12 protein-coding genes are annotated in these 15,493 nt (G+C 55.3%); 1 reads left to right on the top strand and 11 read right to left on the bottom strand.

From position 1 onward, the window contains the following. Positions 1-49: 49 nt before the first annotated feature. Genes hslU through hslV form a run of 4 tightly spaced genes read right to left on the bottom strand, consistent with a single transcriptional unit; the run spans position 50 to position 4,042 of the window. Positions 50-1,360 carry an ATP-dependent protease ATPase subunit HslU gene (hslU, locus tag ABWV47_RS10805; RefSeq protein WP_353311585.1) on the bottom strand — a complete coding sequence of 437 codons (1,311 nt, stop codon included), beginning with the start codon at positions 1,358-1,360 and terminating at the stop codon, positions 50-52. An 11-nt stretch (positions 1,361-1,371) separates the two neighbouring features. Further along, complete coding sequence (locus ABWV47_RS10800) at positions 1,372-2,436, bottom strand: hypothetical protein (RefSeq protein ID WP_353311583.1); 1,065 nt, start codon at positions 2,434-2,436, stop codon at positions 1,372-1,374. Between the two features lie 17 nt (positions 2,437-2,453). Continuing rightward, positions 2,454-3,488: an aldo/keto reductase gene (locus ABWV47_RS10795; protein ID WP_353311581.1), complete on the bottom strand. Its 1,035-nt coding sequence runs from the start codon at positions 3,486-3,488 to the stop codon at positions 2,454-2,456. Beyond that, complete coding sequence (gene hslV / locus ABWV47_RS10790; protein WP_353311579.1) at positions 3,485-4,042, bottom strand: ATP-dependent protease subunit HslV; 558 nt, start codon at positions 4,040-4,042, stop codon at positions 3,485-3,487. Before hslV ends, ABWV47_RS10795 begins: the two co-directional genes overlap by 4 nt. A gap of 112 nt (positions 4,043-4,154) precedes the next feature. Between hslV and ABWV47_RS10785 the strand changes: the two genes are divergently transcribed. Next, positions 4,155-5,063 (top strand): hypothetical protein, encoded by a 909-nt coding sequence (locus ABWV47_RS10785; RefSeq protein ID WP_353311577.1) that lies wholly within the window; start codon positions 4,155-4,157, stop codon positions 5,061-5,063. Positions 5,064-5,123: 60 nt separating this feature from the next. On the opposite strand, the gene trxA is transcribed toward ABWV47_RS10785, so the two are convergent. The 7 genes from trxA to ABWV47_RS10750 are packed head-to-tail and all read right to left on the bottom strand — an operon-like array spanning position 5,124 to position 15,190. Next, positions 5,124-5,444, bottom strand: a complete 321-nt coding sequence (trxA, locus tag ABWV47_RS10780; RefSeq protein WP_353311575.1) for a thioredoxin — start codon at positions 5,442-5,444, stop codon at positions 5,124-5,126. A gap of 47 nt (positions 5,445-5,491) precedes the next feature. Beyond that, complete coding sequence (gene addA / locus ABWV47_RS10775) at positions 5,492-8,890, bottom strand: double-strand break repair helicase AddA (protein WP_353311573.1); 3,399 nt, start codon at positions 8,888-8,890, stop codon at positions 5,492-5,494. Further along, positions 8,887-11,814, bottom strand: coding sequence for a double-strand break repair protein AddB (gene addB, locus ABWV47_RS10770; protein WP_353312088.1), 2,928 nt, complete (start codon positions 11,812-11,814; stop codon positions 8,887-8,889). Before addB ends, addA begins: the two co-directional genes overlap by 4 nt. Beyond that, positions 11,807-12,499, bottom strand: a complete 693-nt coding sequence (locus tag ABWV47_RS10765; RefSeq protein WP_353311571.1) for a nucleotidyltransferase family protein — start codon at positions 12,497-12,499, stop codon at positions 11,807-11,809. The genes addB and ABWV47_RS10765 overlap by 8 nt, the downstream gene beginning before the upstream one ends. Further along, the gene (locus ABWV47_RS10760; protein ID WP_353311569.1) at positions 12,475-13,497 is read right to left on the bottom strand and encodes an aminoglycoside phosphotransferase family protein; all 1,023 of its coding nucleotides are present in this window, start codon (positions 13,495-13,497) and stop codon (positions 12,475-12,477) included. Before ABWV47_RS10760 ends, ABWV47_RS10765 begins: the two co-directional genes overlap by 25 nt. Beyond that, a complete protein-coding gene (gene tsaE, locus ABWV47_RS10755; RefSeq protein ID WP_353311567.1) occupies positions 13,494-13,967 on the bottom strand; it encodes a tRNA (adenosine(37)-N6)-threonylcarbamoyltransferase complex ATPase subunit type 1 TsaE in 474 nt (157 codons plus the stop codon). The genes ABWV47_RS10760 and tsaE overlap by 4 nt, the downstream gene beginning before the upstream one ends. Before the next feature lie 41 nt (positions 13,968-14,008). After that, positions 14,009-15,190 (bottom strand): PAS-domain containing protein, encoded by a 1,182-nt coding sequence (locus ABWV47_RS10750; protein WP_353311565.1) that lies wholly within the window; start codon positions 15,188-15,190, stop codon positions 14,009-14,011. Positions 15,191-15,493 lie beyond the last annotated feature (303 nt).

Raw genomic sequence — 15,493 nt, 5'->3', positions numbered from 1 at the left:
CAACTTGCCGGGACTATGGCTGTGATTTCAAGGACCTGCTAGGGGGAAATCAGAGCACGTAGCGGCTGACGTCTGTGGATTTGGCCAGTGCGCCCAAATTCGTCTCCACAAAGGCAGAGTTGACCGTGATTTCCTCGCCTGATCGATCAGGTGCGGAAAACCCGAGCTCTTCGAAAACCCGCTCCATCACAGTGTACAGACGCCGAGCCCCGATGTTTTCGACCGATTGATTGACGTCGGCCGCGATCTTAGCGAGCGCGGCGATACCGTCGTCGGTAAAGGTCACGGTGACTTCTTCGGTGCCCATCAACGCGGTGTATTGGCGGGTCAAGGCGTTGTCAGTTTCAGTGAGGATGCGGACAAAGTCTTCCTCGGTAAGCGCGCGCAATTCAACCCGGATCGGCAAGCGGCCCTGAAGCTCTGGAAGCAGATCGGACGGCTTAGCGATGTGGAAGGCGCCGGATGCGATAAACAGAATGTGGTCGGTTTTCACCGGACCATGTTTGGTGGACACGGTGGTGCCCTCAATCAAAGGCAACAAGTCACGCTGTACACCCTCGCGGGAGACGTCGCCGCCGCGTGCCTCTTGGCGGGCGCAGACCTTGTCGATTTCGTCGAGGAACACGATGCCGTTTTGCTCCACCGCTTGTAACGCGGCGGCATTGACGGTTTCGTCGTCCAGCAGCTTGTCTGCTTCGTCAGAAATCAGCACTTCGTAGCTTTCGGCAACGGTCAGGCGCTTCTTGGTTGTGCGGCCGCCCATGGCTTTGCCAAACAGATCGCCAATGTTCATCATGCCCATTTGGCCGCCCGGCTGTCCGGGTATATCGAATATGCCACCCAATGGATTGGAGGTGTCTGCAAGCTCAAGCTCGATGATGGTGTCATCCAGAAGCCCATCTTTGAGTTTCTTGCGAAACATCTCTCGGGTGGCTTCGCGGGCGTCTGTGCCTGCAATGGCTTCAATCACCCGTTCTTCTGCGGCGGCATAGGCCTTTACCTTTACATCTTCCCGCATGTGTTCGCGAGTTTGCAGGATTGCGGCATCCACCAAATCGCGGATGATCTGCTCAACATCGCGGCCAACGTAGCCGACCTCGGTGAATTTGGTCGCTTCAACCTTGATGAACGGTGCGCGGGCAAGTTTGGCCAAACGACGCGAGATTTCCGTTTTTCCAACACCGGTGGGGCCGATCATCAGGATATTTTTTGGGTAAACTTCATCGCGAATATCGTCAGCCAGTTGTTTACGGCGCCAGCGGTTGCGCAAAGCCACAGCAACGGCGCGTTTGGCGTCGTTCTGTCCGATGATGAAGCGGTCAAGTTCGGATACGATTTCGCGAGGTGTGAGATCAGTCATAGTGTGTCCAATCAGTGAGAAGGCGGTAGGCGGTGCAGCGGCAGGATGCCGGATAGCGGCGCAAGAAGGGCTGCGCGGATGCGCGACCAAAAGGCGCCGAGCACCACAAGAAAAATACCGAGGATAAAGACGGTCATGGCAGCGCCCTCACCCTCAAACACTGTGCCGGCAAGGGCCACTGTGTAGCCGATGGCAGCAATCAGGAAGGAACGGCGGTCAATGATGATGGCGATCACGGCAAAACCGAGAAGGAAGGCGATCAGCAAAAGGTGAGCGTTGTTACTGCCCGCATCCAGAAGCGTCAGTGCGACGGTATTTATGAGGGCGGGTGCAGCGACCACATGAAGCCAAAAGCCCTGTGCGCTGCGGCGGGTGACGCGGTGCGGATCAGACATGTCAAAATACATAGCGACAGCAAACACAGCGATGCCCACGCCCAATGTGATGAAAGCGAAAGGGCCGCCTGCTGACAGCAGGAACAGATCTTCGGCGCTGGTTGGGGTGCCTGCTTGATTTGCACCCATCATCAATGCGATTCCAAACACGCCCACCGCAATAAGGGCCATGGCGAAAGGCACACGGAACCGAAGCCAAAAGATCAGCATCGCCAAGGTGGTAAGTGCAAGCGGCAGGGGCAAACTTGAGAAGTCTTCTTGGGCCACCATAAAGGGCTGCGCGAAATAGGCTGTTATACCGGAGCCTGCGTTGATGGCCCAGAGGCAGGACAACGCGATGGCGGGGGCCACCATGCGCCGGCGGCGGATAAAGTATTCTGACAGGAGCCAAAGCACGACAGCTGAAAGGGAGGTCATGCTTACAAGCTTGGCCTTGTAGTTCACGATTTCGGTGGCCAAAGCGATGCCATTGATCGCTGCCCAACCGCTGGCCAGGATCAAAAGGCCAATGACGATGAAAATCTCGTTGAAGCCTTTGAAAAGCTCAAACGGTTCATCTCCGATGGCGAGATCTTCACGTGCGCCGCGGCGGCTGTCGGCCAAGGCCGCAAGCGATGCGGCCTGTTGTTCGTTCAGTAGGCCAGAACCAACGGCTGCACGAAGATCATCTTTGGAAATCATATCTAAGTTATCTTTCGTTATGCGAGCACGTTGGCGAACACATCGTCTTTCATCATGTCGTCAAACCACTCTGGATAGCGCCGAGAAGGCGCGGCGGCAGCATCCAACGCTGACATTTCATCACCTGTCAGCTCGATATTGGCGGCGGTGATGCCGGTTTCAAGCTGAGCCAGTTTAGAGGCGCCTATGATCACCGTGTGGTCGCGACGTTTGTTCAAAATCCACGCTTGCGCAATTTGCGCTGGAGCGGCTTTGTGCGCTTCTGCAGCTGCATTCAGCGCAGCAATGACGGCTTGCGCTTGCTCTTTGGAGACCTGCAAGAAGTCGCCTTCGGCCAAGCGACCTTCGCTGTCTTCTAATTTGTTGAGGTCATATTTGCCGGTCAAAAGCCCGCCCGCCAATGGGGACCATGCCATGAGGCCAATGCCCAGCTCCCGGCCCATGCGCAAAATGTCCATTTCGATGTCACGCCCAACAGCGTTGTAAAGATACTGGCCGGCCACAAATTGGCTCATGTTGTTGTCGCGTTGGAACTGGACGGCTTGAGAGACCTTCCAAGCGGGCCAGTTGGAGATACCAATATGGCGTACTTTCCCGGCGTCGATCACTGTTTGCAGAGTGGACAGGGTTTCTTCCATCGGAGTGGTGAAATCTGTTTTGTGCAGCACCAAGAGGTCGATCCAATCGGTGTCCAGCCGCTTAAGACAGCCATCAACCGAGGACAGAATATGTCCGCGAGACAGACCCGCATCGGTGATCCGCTCACTTTGTCTAAAGCCCAATTTGGTGCAGATCACTGCATCATTGCGTTTGCCTTTGAGCGTCTTGCCAAGGATATCCTCAGCCTCGCCATTGGAATAGCCGTCGGCCGCGTCAAAGAAGTTGATGCCACCATCCAATGCAACATCAACCATGCGCTGGGCGTCTTCAAGGCCGACTTTGGCGACGCCGGGAATCCAATCGGATCCATGGGTAAAGGTCATGGTACCAAGCGCAAGGCGAGACACCACGAGGCCAGAGTTGCCCATGCGGGTGTAGGTCATATCGCTCATTTGCTGATCTGTTCGACTGTGAGGTTGCCGTTGGTGTAGACGCAGATGTCTCCGGCAATGGCCATGGCTTTGCGTGCCACGTCTTCGGCGGAAAGATCAGTGTCCATTAACGCGCGGCCAGCCGCCAGCGCATAGTTGCCTCCAGACCCAATGGCTGTGACGTCATGTTCGGGTTCCAGCACATCCCCTGCCCCAGTGATTACAAAAATGTCTGCGCCGTCAGACACGATCAACATCGCTTCGAGTTTTTGCAAGTATTTGTCGGTGCGCCAGTCTTTGGCCAACTCAACGGAGGCCCGGGCCAGTTGCCCTGGTGTTGCCTCAAGTTTTGCTTCGAGCCGCTCCAGCAATGTAAACGCATCTGCGGTGGATCCGGCAAATCCTGCCACAATATCAAAACCACCCGGAGACAGGCGGCGCACCTTGCGTGCGGTGCCTTTGATCACGGTTTGGCCAAGGGAGACCTGACCGTCACCGGCAATCACCACTTCGCCATTTTTTTTCACACCAATGATGGTTGTGCCGTGCCAACCCGGAAATTGATCCTCTGACATGAAAATCTCCTCTTTGTCTGCGCCCTATATGAGCCTGTGGATGGGCGTGCACAAGGGCCGCGACCGTCTGCGTGGGGTTGCTCGTACGATATCCAGCGCATAGCGTCGCGCCATGAGCAAGGATACGTCTGCCCGGTTTTACTTACCTCTGGAGCTTCGGCAAAGGGCTGAGGTTGGAGAGCACAACTTTATCAACAAAGTGGCCCGTGTTTTGGAAAGCGCAGGGCTGGAGGTGATGTTTGAGGCGCCTGAGACCGCAGACCCACGGAAAGGGGGGTACTCGTTGTTCTTCATGCGAGATCCTTTTGTGCGCAATTCTGTGACCTTGCGGCGGGCGTACTACTACCCGTTCTGGCACATTGAGCGCACAAATGAGCGTTGGCATTGGGAGGTCGCGGAGACAGCGTTTGAGAGCAGAGACATCGACGAACAAGAGGCGCGCAAGTTTTTTCAGGCGTGGCGGCGTCGGTTGTATGGGGATGCGATCAACGACGTTCGCAAAGGGTCATTTGTGTATGTTCCGCTACAGGGGCGTCTTTTGGAGCAGCGCTCGTTTCAAAGCTGTAGTCCAATTGAGATGTTGGGGCATGTGTTGGCGCAGGAACCGGAGCGCAATGTTGTGGCCACTTTGCATCCCGGAGAGATCTACACCGAGCAGGAACAAGAGGTTTTGAGACGGCTCACCGAGGAATACCCAAGGCTGAAGGTGCAGGTTGGCGGCATGGAAAGACTTCTGCCGCGCTGCGCCTATGTTGTGAGCATGAATTCCAGCGTTGCCTTTGCGGGGTTCTTCTTCAAAAAGCCATGTGTTCTGTTTGGGCGGATCGATTTTCATCACATTGCGGCGAACGTGCATCAACTCGGCGTAGAGGGGGCTTTTGCTCAGGTGCGAGAGATGAAGCCACCTTATCCTGCGTATCTGTGGTGGTTCTTACAGAACATGTCGATCAATGCGGGGCGTCCGGAAGCAGACGACATTATTCGTGCGCGGCTGCTTCGTTTGGGCTGGCCTGTCGGATAAGGACGTCGGATCAAAAAAGGCGCCCCAAAGGAGCGCCTTTGTGAAGAGATTAAGACAAGATCAGATGGAATCTTCGATCCAGCTTTGCAAAGCGGCTTTTGGGGCTGCGCCTGCGCGGTTGGAAATCACCTGACCGTCTTTGAAAATGAACAGCGCAGGAATGCCGCGCACGCCCAGAGCAGCGGCTGCGCCCGGGTTGGAGTCCACGTCGACTTTGGCAATTTTGATTTTGCCATCGAGTTCGGCGGAGAGCTCTTCGAGCGCTGGGCCGATTTGTTTACAGGGGCCACACCATTCGGCCCAGAAATCCACGACGACGGGTACGTCGGCGTTTTTTACTTCTTCGTCAAAAGTGGCATCGGTGACAGCGACGGTTGCCATTGGAGGTCTCCTAAAGGGGAAAAGCGATAAGTCTTGGTTGATGGAACCTAGGTTTGCGGGGGCCGATCGTCAAGATATCCTGTGGCGGCTAGAGAATTTGTCACAAGATCGTGTGGCAACTCCATGAACTCAGCTTTGGCAGTCCACAAGATGGCGAGCCGAATGGGTTGGTCGGGAAAAATCTGAGCCAAAGCATGTGCATAAGCGCCCATTTGCCGCAAAAGCCCTTCTGGAGTTTGATGGGGTGATGCTGGCACCAAGGCATTGGTCTTAAAATCCACCGCCCAGACGTCGGTGTCGGTGACCACAAGGCGGTCAACAACACCATGCATACGATGCTGCCCAAGCATGGCCGTGACGGGGACTTCGGCAAGTGCTTCTGAGGAAAACAACCATGACAGGTTCCCCGAGGTAAGATTGGCGCGAGCCTCTTTGAGCAGATCTGCCAGCTGGCCTTTGGCCATGATTGGCAGATCGTCTTGCAGAAGACTTTCGGCGATCTGTTGCCAGCGGTCTTGCGGATGTAATGGCAGGTGTTCGAGCAACAGGTGCAGCCACGTGCCCCTTTGCATGGCGGCGTCTTGATCCAACCCTTGATCGCCTGGCAACGCTTTGGCTCCGCCAAGATCAGAGGGGCTCAGCGCGGTGGGAACAGGTGTTGGATCGACGGCTGGTGTCGTTAGGAACGCGGGGACGTTTGTCGTGGGTTCGGATGGAGATTTGTCACGTTCAGTAACTGTTCCAGCCCAATCACCGTGTTTGAGATGCAGTCCCTCACCTCCGTCAAATTGAAACGGTGCCGCGCCAGATGCGACCATTGCCCCACGTACGATGTCATACCAACTGTTGCCGTCTTTGCCGAGGTCTCCCGCGCCTGCAACGATGAGCCATTTTTCTGCTCGCGTCATTGCCACATAAAGCAGACGCAACCGTTCAGCGGTTTGTGCGTCTGCCAAAAGACTGCGGGCTTCTGCCAATCGCGCGGGTGCGGCGTCGGCGGGCATGTTCCACAAAGCGGTGACGTCAATCGGAACAATCGGCGCGTCGGTCTTGATAAGACGTTTGCCGGTGTCGGGCATGATCACAATTGGCGCTTCAAGCCCTTTGGACCCATGCACTGTCATCACCCGAATACGGTTGGTGGCGCTGTCCATCTGGCGTTTGATTTCCAGATCATCGGTTTCCATCCACTGCAAGAAACCAGTGAGGGAGGGAACGGAAGATTGTTCATAAGCCAAGGCCTGAGACAGCAAGGCGTTGATACCATCTTCCGCCTCAGCCCCAAGGCGGGACAAGAAAGCATTGCGGCCGCTATGGCGGGTCAGAATGCGCTCGATCAGATCGTAGGGGCGCAGAAAGTCTGTTTGGCTGCGCATATCATTTAGAACAGCCATAGTGCGCTCAAATTCGTCTGCCCGGTCGCGTAACGCAGCCCATAGATAGGATTTGGCCGGACGGCGATGGGCGAGGTCAAACAATGCCTGTTCGGACCAGCCAAAGATCGGTGAGCGCAGTATGGTGGCCAGAGATAGATCATCTTCAGGCGTGGCAAGGAATGACAAAAGCGCGCCAAGGTCGCGCACTGCCATTTCACCACCGACCTTCAAGCGGTCTGCACCAGCAATTGGCAACCCCTGCAGCTTGCAAGCGCGGATGATCTCGTGAAACAGATCGGATCGGCGCTGCACGAGGATCAGAAAATCTCCTGGCTCTATGGGCCGTTGTTGAAACTTGCCGTCTGACCCGCGCGTGTCTGCAATTGTGTCTTGCGCAATCATGCGTTTGATTTGGCGCGCAACACGTTCCGCAAGGATCACGGTGTGGTGGGTGTCTCCCAAGCGGTCAACGGGATCAAACCAATCATCTTTCTCAGCTTTGGTCACAGGCTCCACTACGGGCCAAAGATCAACCCGACCTGGCATGTCACTGTTAAAGGCGATGTGGCGGTTGCCGGTTGGAAACCCTGCTTCAGCGTGATTTTCAAAACACTTGTCCACCAAATTGAGAACGGCAGGAGAAGAGCGAAAAGAGTATTCTAGGCTGAGGTTCTGGAGGTGGTTGCCCGTTGGTTCCAAACGGTTCGCAAATTCTTCGCGCATGCGGTCAAATTCTGCGGGGTCCGCACCCTGAAAACTGTAAATTGACTGTTTTTGATCTCCCACCACAAAAATCGTGCGGGTGATATCGCTGCGTGCGCCTGAACCGGAGGTGAATTCTTGGGCCAGACGTTCGATCACCTGCCATTGCACAGGACTGGTGTCTTGAGCTTCGTCCACAAGGATGTGGTCGATTCCACCGTCCAGTCGATAGAGAACCCACTCGGCAACAGCTGGTTCGTTCAAAAGATTTCGGGCCCGCAGGATCAGATCGTCAAAATCCAACCAGCCGCGTTTCTGTTTGGCGCTCTCATAGAGCACAAGAAAACGTGCTGCGAAAGCATGCAATGCCGCGCTGCGTTCTGCTGCTTGCAGGGCAAGCCGTCGGGGTCGTGTGTCTTCGACCCGCAGCATGAGCGGTTGCAGCTGATCCATAATATCGGGATGGTTGGTGCGCAGTTTTTTGGTCGGAAAGGTCTCTAACTTGGCCGAAAAGGGAGATTTCGCCGCCTTTCCGTTCAGCAGAACCGATTCCAGAATGTCGAGTGCAAATCCGTCAGGCGCGGCGATCAAAGCGAGTTTGTCAGCGGCGCGGTTGTCCGTTGTGCCGCCGGTGCGCAGTATCGTGACCAGATTTCGGATCAGCTCCAGTTCGCCGCCTAGGAAAACGTCATTTAACACTTGAGCGCTGGTGTAGCCTGCAGGCAGGTCTAACATCTGTGCCAATGCATCAAAGTCTTTCCCTTGCCGTAGTCGATCTGCGTTGCGGGTTATGTCGACGGTCAGATCGCCAAGGTCTGCCCCTGTGAAATACCGCGCAAGATCTTGGAGCAGCGGGGCATCGGTGCCCTGGGCCATTTGTTCCACAATGTCTTCGCGCAACAAGGCAGCACCACGGTCTTCCATCTCCGAAAACAATGGAGATACGCCGGCTTCCAATGGGAAACGACGCAGCAACGAGGAGCAGAAAGAGTGAATGGTTTGGATTTTCAAACCACCGGGTGTTTCAATGGCACGCGCAAACAAAGTGCGGGCCTGACGCAGGTCTTCGGGTGCAGATTCGCCGGCAACACCAAGCTCTGCCAGTTCAAGCGCCAAGTCTTCGTCGCTTTTCATCGCCCAGCTGCCGAGCCGCTTGAACAGACGGTTTTGCATCTCAGAGGCGGCGGCTTTGGTGTAAGTGAGGCAGAGAATGTGCTGGGGCAGAACGCCCTCAAGCAGCAAGCGTGCAACGCGGTCAGTCAGTACGCGAGTCTTGCCAGACCCGGCGTTGGCCGACAGCCAAGTGCTGGCGTCTGGTCGTGCGGCGCTGATCTGCCGTCGGGTGGCGTCATTTATGGTCTGGGTCATGACAAAGCCTGCGGGGTGGACTCATCGGTTGCGTCCCATTCGCCAAATCGGGCGAGCTGGTCAAAGTCGCCTTCGTCGCGCTCAGACTGCATGGCGCGGCGCGAGGTGAACCCTTTGCCCTCTTCCAAATACTGTGCGATCAGTTTGGAGAATTCTTCCCAGACCTGAGTGGTGGGTGTCTCTGATAGCGGTGCGGGCTGATCCTTTGGGGAAGACCCAAGTCCAATATAGATGGCAGCCGCAACATGGGCGGGGCCAACGTCCTCAAAACCATTCTGCTCCGCCATCGCGGCCTCGAGCAAGAGTTGCTTGTCAAAGAAGATCTGTTCATCGCGTGAAGGCGGTGCACCGGTTTTGTAGTCATACAGGATCAAATCACCTTCGGGAGTGCGATCAATCCGGTCGGCCTTAGCAGTGAGAGTAAAGCCAAGTTCTTGAATGTTGGCCTTTGTGCTGGCCTCAAACTTGAGGGGTGCGCCTCGGCTCCGACGACGTTTTTCCCCTTCGACAAAGTGATCCGCCACACGGGATAGCCGCGCCATCCAGAGGACTCGTGCAGTCGCCCATGGCACGTTTTGGGCCAAAACAGTCTCTGATATCTCCAAAAGACGTTCACGTGTGACGGGGACATCATGGTCGCGATTGCTTTTGATAAGTTGTTCGAGCACATCATGCACAATGATGCCACGTAGCAAGGCATCGGGTGTGCGCATCAACGGATCCAGAGGGCGCAGTTTCAACACGTGTTTGGCATAGATCGCATAAGGGTCGCGGATCAGGCGCTTGATTTCGGTGACCGAGAGCTGGCGCGGGCGGGCTTCGGCTGGAGGTATGGGAGATGGACGCGGGGCGGCGGGTGTCGGCAACACGGTTTCTAGTGAGCGCACGTCATTGAGCCAGATTTGTGCGCGCCCTCGCATGGCAGCGAGCGCTTCCGGTCCATTTTGCTCTGGTAGTCCATCCAGAAGGTTTATCATGCGATTGATCCAACGCGAAGGCACGGTTTCCGCTTCATCAGATCGCACTGAGCGGGTGATCCAGACTTCGGGGGCGCCGACGGCTTGTTGAAAGTCATGGGCGGCAAGACCTATGCGCCGCTCCGGCAACAGCAGCCCAGCGTCATGGCGCATTTTGCGGTTGAGCCAAGGATCAGGACTGGGTGCCTCTGGCCAGCTGCCTTCATTCAAGCCACCAAGGATCACAAGATCGGCGCCTTGGACACGCGCCTCCAAGGTGCCCCAAATCAGGATATTGGGGTGGCCAGAATCGCGGTCACGCACCTCACCACGTGACAACAAGGCACCAAACAGGTCTGCATAATCAACTGCCGAGATTTCACCCACTACTGGGGCGTGCTCGGTTATGTCAGCAATCACGCGAGTTGCCGCCTGCCCTGCCCTTTCTTTCCAAAGCTCGCCCGTGCCCTCGGACGAACACCCGCGCGCAATAGATTCTGCGAGAAAGATGTGTGCGCTCAACAGCGCCGACATGTCGTCTTTCTGCCGTTCCTGATCACAGAAACAGGAGGTCAGCCACGACATCCACGCGGCCATGTCGTCTTTGTGGGCATCGGCCCATGACGTGAGCGACTCTGAGTTTGGATAGGTGGTGCCTTTGCGGCGCAGGTGCAGTTCCAATTCGCGGGTGAAACGTAGGTGCGCGCCACGGTCCGTTTCGCTGTGAGTGAGCGGATGTTTGAGCAACGTCAGAAGCATCTCTGACGTTAATTCTTGGTGAAACAGAGCCACAACATGGCGCAAAAACCGGCCCGGTGGGGAGAGCTGCAAGGGTTGGCCGGCGGAATCATCAGGCAATATGTTCCAACGATCTAGCGCGGCGGTGACCTGGCGCGTCAGCATCCGATCTGGAGTGATCAATGCGCAGGTCAGCCCTTCATCTGTGGCCTTTCGCATACGGGCGGCGATGGTGAGAGCCTCTTCGCGCTGAGTGGTCGCTTCCACCAAAGTGATGCCTTCTGTTGCAGGCAGTAGATCCCCCAAATTTGGCCCTTCACTAAGCCATTGATCCGTTACAGGGGCAGGTCGCAGAGCAAGCGAAACTAGCTTGTTGCGAGCAGTGGATGGCGCGGGCGTGCTATGCCAGGGAGCGATGTCCGATAAGGTTAAGTCCATCGTTTGCATCAAGGCGTGATAGCGAAATTGAGGGTGGTCTTCGCTTTCCAGTCCAGACCCAAGGTGGGCCCATGTGGTTGCCGGCATGTCGAAGTCAAAGCCCGGCAGAACAATTGCACCTTGAGGCAAGCGTGCGATCGCCTGCATGAGCAATTGCATTGTTCCGCGTGAGCCCGTCGACCCTGCGAGGATCACAGGCTGCTGTGGCGGCTGTTCTTCCCAGCGCTTGATGATGGTTTCAATGGCGCGTCGTTGGCGGGCCTCTTGCCCGGGTGGGCTGTCGAGATTTTCCAGAAATTGGCGTGCGATATCAAAAAATGATTGCGCCCGCGCCCAATGGCCGGATTGGTCAGTGACATCCAGTGTTTCGATCGTATCAACTGACACGCCCTCCCCGGCCATTTCGTCAAACAACCCCGCGAGGCTGTCTGCGAGATCATAGACAGAGGCCCGCGCGGCCAGATCAGGCTGTTGATCTAGGAGGCTGGTGACCAGCTGGATCAGTTCAAAGCGTTGACGGATCGGAGAAGTTGCAGCGGGCAGATCAGCGGTTTCGTTGTTGGCGAATCCTCCCAACACCTGAATGCGTGGCAAGAGAGTGGCGGGGCCATCGTCAAACAACCTTTTTATCCGTCGCGCCATACGTGTTGTGTTCACGATGACCTGTATTTTGGCAACGTCTTGTGGCTTGTCATCTGACACGCGCTCACGCAGTCCGTGCACAAACGCCTTGGGAAAATCGACGCCGGGGGCGAGTGCAAAGACGCGTGGGCCGGTTGTGAAATCAAACATTTTGCTCATCCAGCATCGCCTCCGCCAAACCGATACCTTCGGGCGTGCCGACGTCACACCAAGTGCCGGGGTAGGTCAGCCCATAGAGACGGCCCTCAGCGTCCATTTTATCCCACAGCAAGTTCAGCGAAAAAACGCTCTTATCAATGGTGCAAAGGCCGTGCGTTTTTAGAATTTGCACCCCAGTGTAAACCATACCCGGCCCGCGGTTGAGGCGGCCGTCATCGTCGATGAAGAAATCACCGTTGCGGGTGTATCCAATGGCTTGGGCGCGAGGCACACACAGCAGGAGCGCGTCCATTATCTCTGGTTGCCAAGCGGTGCGGAGCATGTCGAATGGATTGGGACCGTGCCAGACCGCATCGGTGTTGCCCGTATAAACCGGTCCATCACCGAGGTGCGGAAGGGCGTGTCGCAGGCCACCCCCTGTGTCCAAAATCTTGGGTGTTTCAATAGAAACAAAGACATCTCTTTCGGCAAGGTGCTGTTCTATTTGGCTATGTTTATAGTGCGCGTTGACCACAGTTTTGGTGGGTTTTACCGCGTTTGTCAGGTCCAAGGCGTGGTCTAATAGCGGTTTTCCGGCCACTGACAACAGTGGCTTAGGGCGCGCTTTGGTCAAGGCGCCCATTCGGGTGCCAAATCCGGCAGCAAACAGCATTACGGCGTCGGGTGTGTGGCGCATTTGTCTTTCAGAGATTGGAGAATATCAGATGTGGGTGCGGGTAACTCGTCGTGAAGAATACGTGCGACGTCTTGTAGGATTGGATGGGCAAGGTTGCGCATTACCAAACCATACACACGCGGAATCAAATCAACATAGTGCGTTTTGCCCTCCTGCAGACATAGACGCGCAAAAATACCCAAGATACGCAGGTTCCTTTGTGCGCCAATCAGGTGATAGCTGACATCAAACTTCTCAGGATCAGCGCCTGATTGAGCCACAAAATAGGCTTTGATTTCGGCTTCAACCGTTTGCGAAACGTCGCGGCGCGCGTCTTGCAGCATAGAGACCAAATCGTACGCTCTATGTCCGACCAATGCGTCCTGAAAATCCAACAGTCCGACCTTTGCCACACCCTGTCTGTCCGGTAGCCACAAGAGGTTCTCCGCATGGTAGTCGCGCAAAACCAATACGTCGGGTGCCGATAGGTGTTGTTCTAAGACAGTTTGAAAGCTCTCCACGAAACGCGATTGCGCGGGTTCCGACAGGAGACCAACACCGCCCATGTACCATGTGAAAGCAGGTTCGGTCATTGTTGCCAACGTCCGTGTGTCCATTTTTGGAAGTTTGCGCGGAGGCGGGAAACTCTGAAGAGTCAGCAGCACGTCCGTTGCCGAGGTATAAAGGCACGCTTCCAGATCAGGTGATCTGATGATCTTGCGAGCAAACAATTCGTCACCCAGATCTTCGATCAGCAGCAATCCACGGTCGGTATCCTGATGCAGAATTTTTGGTGCAGACAGGCCCAAACCTGTCAGGTGACGCGCGATTTCAACAAAGGGCTGCACGCTTGTGTTTGTGTGCGTCGGCGCGTCCATAAGCACCGCTTTTGCACCGTTTGTATGATTCAGTCGCTCGTATCGACGGTTGGATGCATCCCCCGCCAAATTTACCCGGCGCGCGCCCTCCCAGCCAGCCTCGGTGACAAATGTGGTAAGTTCTGTGCTGCGATGGGTCATGTGTGCACGGCGTCCAGAACCGAGGTCCACCGGTCTGAGGTGGCGGAGAATTTTAGGACACGTTGATCTTCTTGAGGCGTCAGGGAAAAGGTGATCTTAAGTGCGCCTTTGGGTTCCAGATCGGCAAGTCGATCGGGCCACTCCACCAGGCAAATGGCATCTTCAAACGCATCCATCAAACCGAGTTCGACCACTTCGTCAGGGGATGAAAGGCGATAAAGGTCTGCGTGCCAAATCTCCCCGTGGATACCTTCATAAACCTGCACCAACGTGAATGTTGGAGAGGGAACATCCTCAAATGATTCAAGCTGAGATTGAATCAAGCTGCGCGCAAAGTGTGTTTTGCCCGCACCGATTGGCCCCTCTAGTAACACCACGTCGCCGGCACGAAGTGTGTTTCCAATCGAGACGGCCAAAGCACTGGTTTTCTGGTGCGAGTCTGTGGTGAGCAAAAGGGGCTGCGTGATCATTCCCGCACAGTAAAAACAGCAGACAAAAGCTGCAAGCGACATCACACTTCGTGGTGGAATTCCATTGGAGCCCTTACAGATGTGTGGAAAGGCAGGATTTGGTCAAAGGCAACCAACGTCATGCCGCCGGCAACCGGGGATACAGACAGACGTAGCCCTTCTAACGTCTTCTTGGTCACCGTTGCGTGCCAGCTGTTCCTATCAATTGTTGAAAGGACTCTTTCGCGCAAGTTTTGCCACACGTCATTGGGTAGACAGTCATCCTCCCAATGCACCAGCGCGTCGCGCAGTGTATATTCTGCGAAACTGCTGTCGGGGTCGGACTTCCAAAGATCACGGTATGCTTTGTTGCACAGGTGAAGTTTCCCGTTTGGACCGAACAAAACCAAGGCACTTTTCACGGTGTCCAAGACGCTATGACATTGATCTATTTCTGTGCGAAACCGTCTGGTTACGGTCAGCTCGGCCGTAATATCCTCAAACAAAAAGGCAAGCGCTCCATCTGGATGTGGGCGTCCGGTGACACGATAGGTCACGCCAGACGGGAAAGTCCAACTTTGGCTGTACTGACCTGTCATCGCCAACTGGATCACACTTTCAATTTGATCGCGCCAATACACGTGAGAAACAGGGGATGGCACCAATTGGTGTTCTCGAAGTTGGTCGAAAAAGTCTGAAATGTCGCAATGGTTGGAGAGGAAATCGGCATTCAGCTGAGTGAGTTCGGTTAGAGCTGGGTTAAAGATCGCAAGCTTTCGGGTTTGGTCGAATATGGCGAGACCTGTTGATAGCTGTGCAAATGTTTTGGAAAAAGTTTGTACAAAATTGCGTTGCGCATGGATTGCAGAGACAACCGCGTCTGCTGCCGTGGCATAATACATAACATTTTCGCTGATTTGGACCGCGGTCACATCGAACCAACGAGAGATGTCGTCTTTGTTACTCTTTACGCAAAGGCGAACAGGGGTGCCACCGGGGGTTAAATCCCTGACATCAAAGAGTTGCGCACCCTTTGCAGGGAAACCCATTTTCTCGGCCAGATCTTTGTACGCAGCGTTTCGCCACACCACGGTTCCGACCATGTTTTCTTTCCAAACGGGACTAGGTGCTTGAAACATGGCCTGCATAACCGCTGTACGCCGGGCGGCATCGGGCACGTTGTTTTTTTCAATTGTAATACGTGCAACATCATCCCACTGATCGAGCGTCAAAATGGTGCTCACTGTTGGGTCTTGAGATTGTAAGATCAGCGTGTCTCTGCCTTGACTGGCGCCTTGTGCGAGTGGGAAATCGGGGAAGCTGTGCGTCAAACATTGGCGTAGCGCCGTCCAATCAAACACTTCCGCTGGCGCTTGGGAGCAGATTTGCAATGCCGTTGAATTTGCATCGACAAGAGCGCCAGCTCTAAACAGAAACAGCGCCTTTTCGTTTGATGTCGATAAGGGGGGGGGCGCTGAGGAGGGGCCGTATCGATGCCGATAAGTGACCCAAACAAAAACCGACAGCAAAATTGCCGACAAAAAAAC

Source organism: Shimia sp. NS0008-38b (assembly GCF_040370365.1).
Lineage (GTDB): Bacteria > Pseudomonadota > Alphaproteobacteria > Rhodobacterales > Rhodobacteraceae > Shimia.
This window is presented reverse-complemented; position numbering and strand designations above follow the sequence as displayed.

Coding starts and splice junctions, on each gene's coding strand:
- hslU (WP_353311585.1), bottom strand. CDS start 1,360: ATGACTGATCTCACACCTCGCGAAATCGTATCCGAACTTGACCGCTTC.
- ABWV47_RS10800 (WP_353311583.1), bottom strand. CDS start 2,436: ATGATTTCCAAAGATGATCTTCGTGCAGCCGTTGGTTCTGGCCTACTG.
- ABWV47_RS10795 (WP_353311581.1), bottom strand. CDS start 3,488: ATGAGCGATATGACCTACACCCGCATGGGCAACTCTGGCCTCGTGGTG.
- hslV (WP_353311579.1), bottom strand. CDS start 4,042: ATGTCAGAGGATCAATTTCCGGGTTGGCACGGCACAACCATCATTGGT.
- ABWV47_RS10785 (WP_353311577.1), top strand. CDS start 4,155: ATGAGCAAGGATACGTCTGCCCGGTTTTACTTACCTCTGGAGCTTCGG.
- trxA (WP_353311575.1), bottom strand. CDS start 5,444: ATGGCAACCGTCGCTGTCACCGATGCCACTTTTGACGAAGAAGTAAAA.
- addA (WP_353311573.1), bottom strand. CDS start 8,890: ATGACCCAGACCATAAATGACGCCACCCGACGGCAGATCAGCGCCGCA.
- addB (WP_353312088.1), bottom strand. CDS start 11,814: ATGTTTGATTTCACAACCGGCCCACGCGTCTTTGCACTCGCCCCCGGC.
- ABWV47_RS10765 (WP_353311571.1), bottom strand. CDS start 12,499: ATGCGCCACACACCCGACGCCGTAATGCTGTTTGCTGCCGGATTTGGC.
- ABWV47_RS10760 (WP_353311569.1), bottom strand. CDS start 13,497: ATGACCCATCGCAGCACAGAACTTACCACATTTGTCACCGAGGCTGGC.
- tsaE (WP_353311567.1), bottom strand. CDS start 13,967: ATGATCACGCAGCCCCTTTTGCTCACCACAGACTCGCACCAGAAAACC.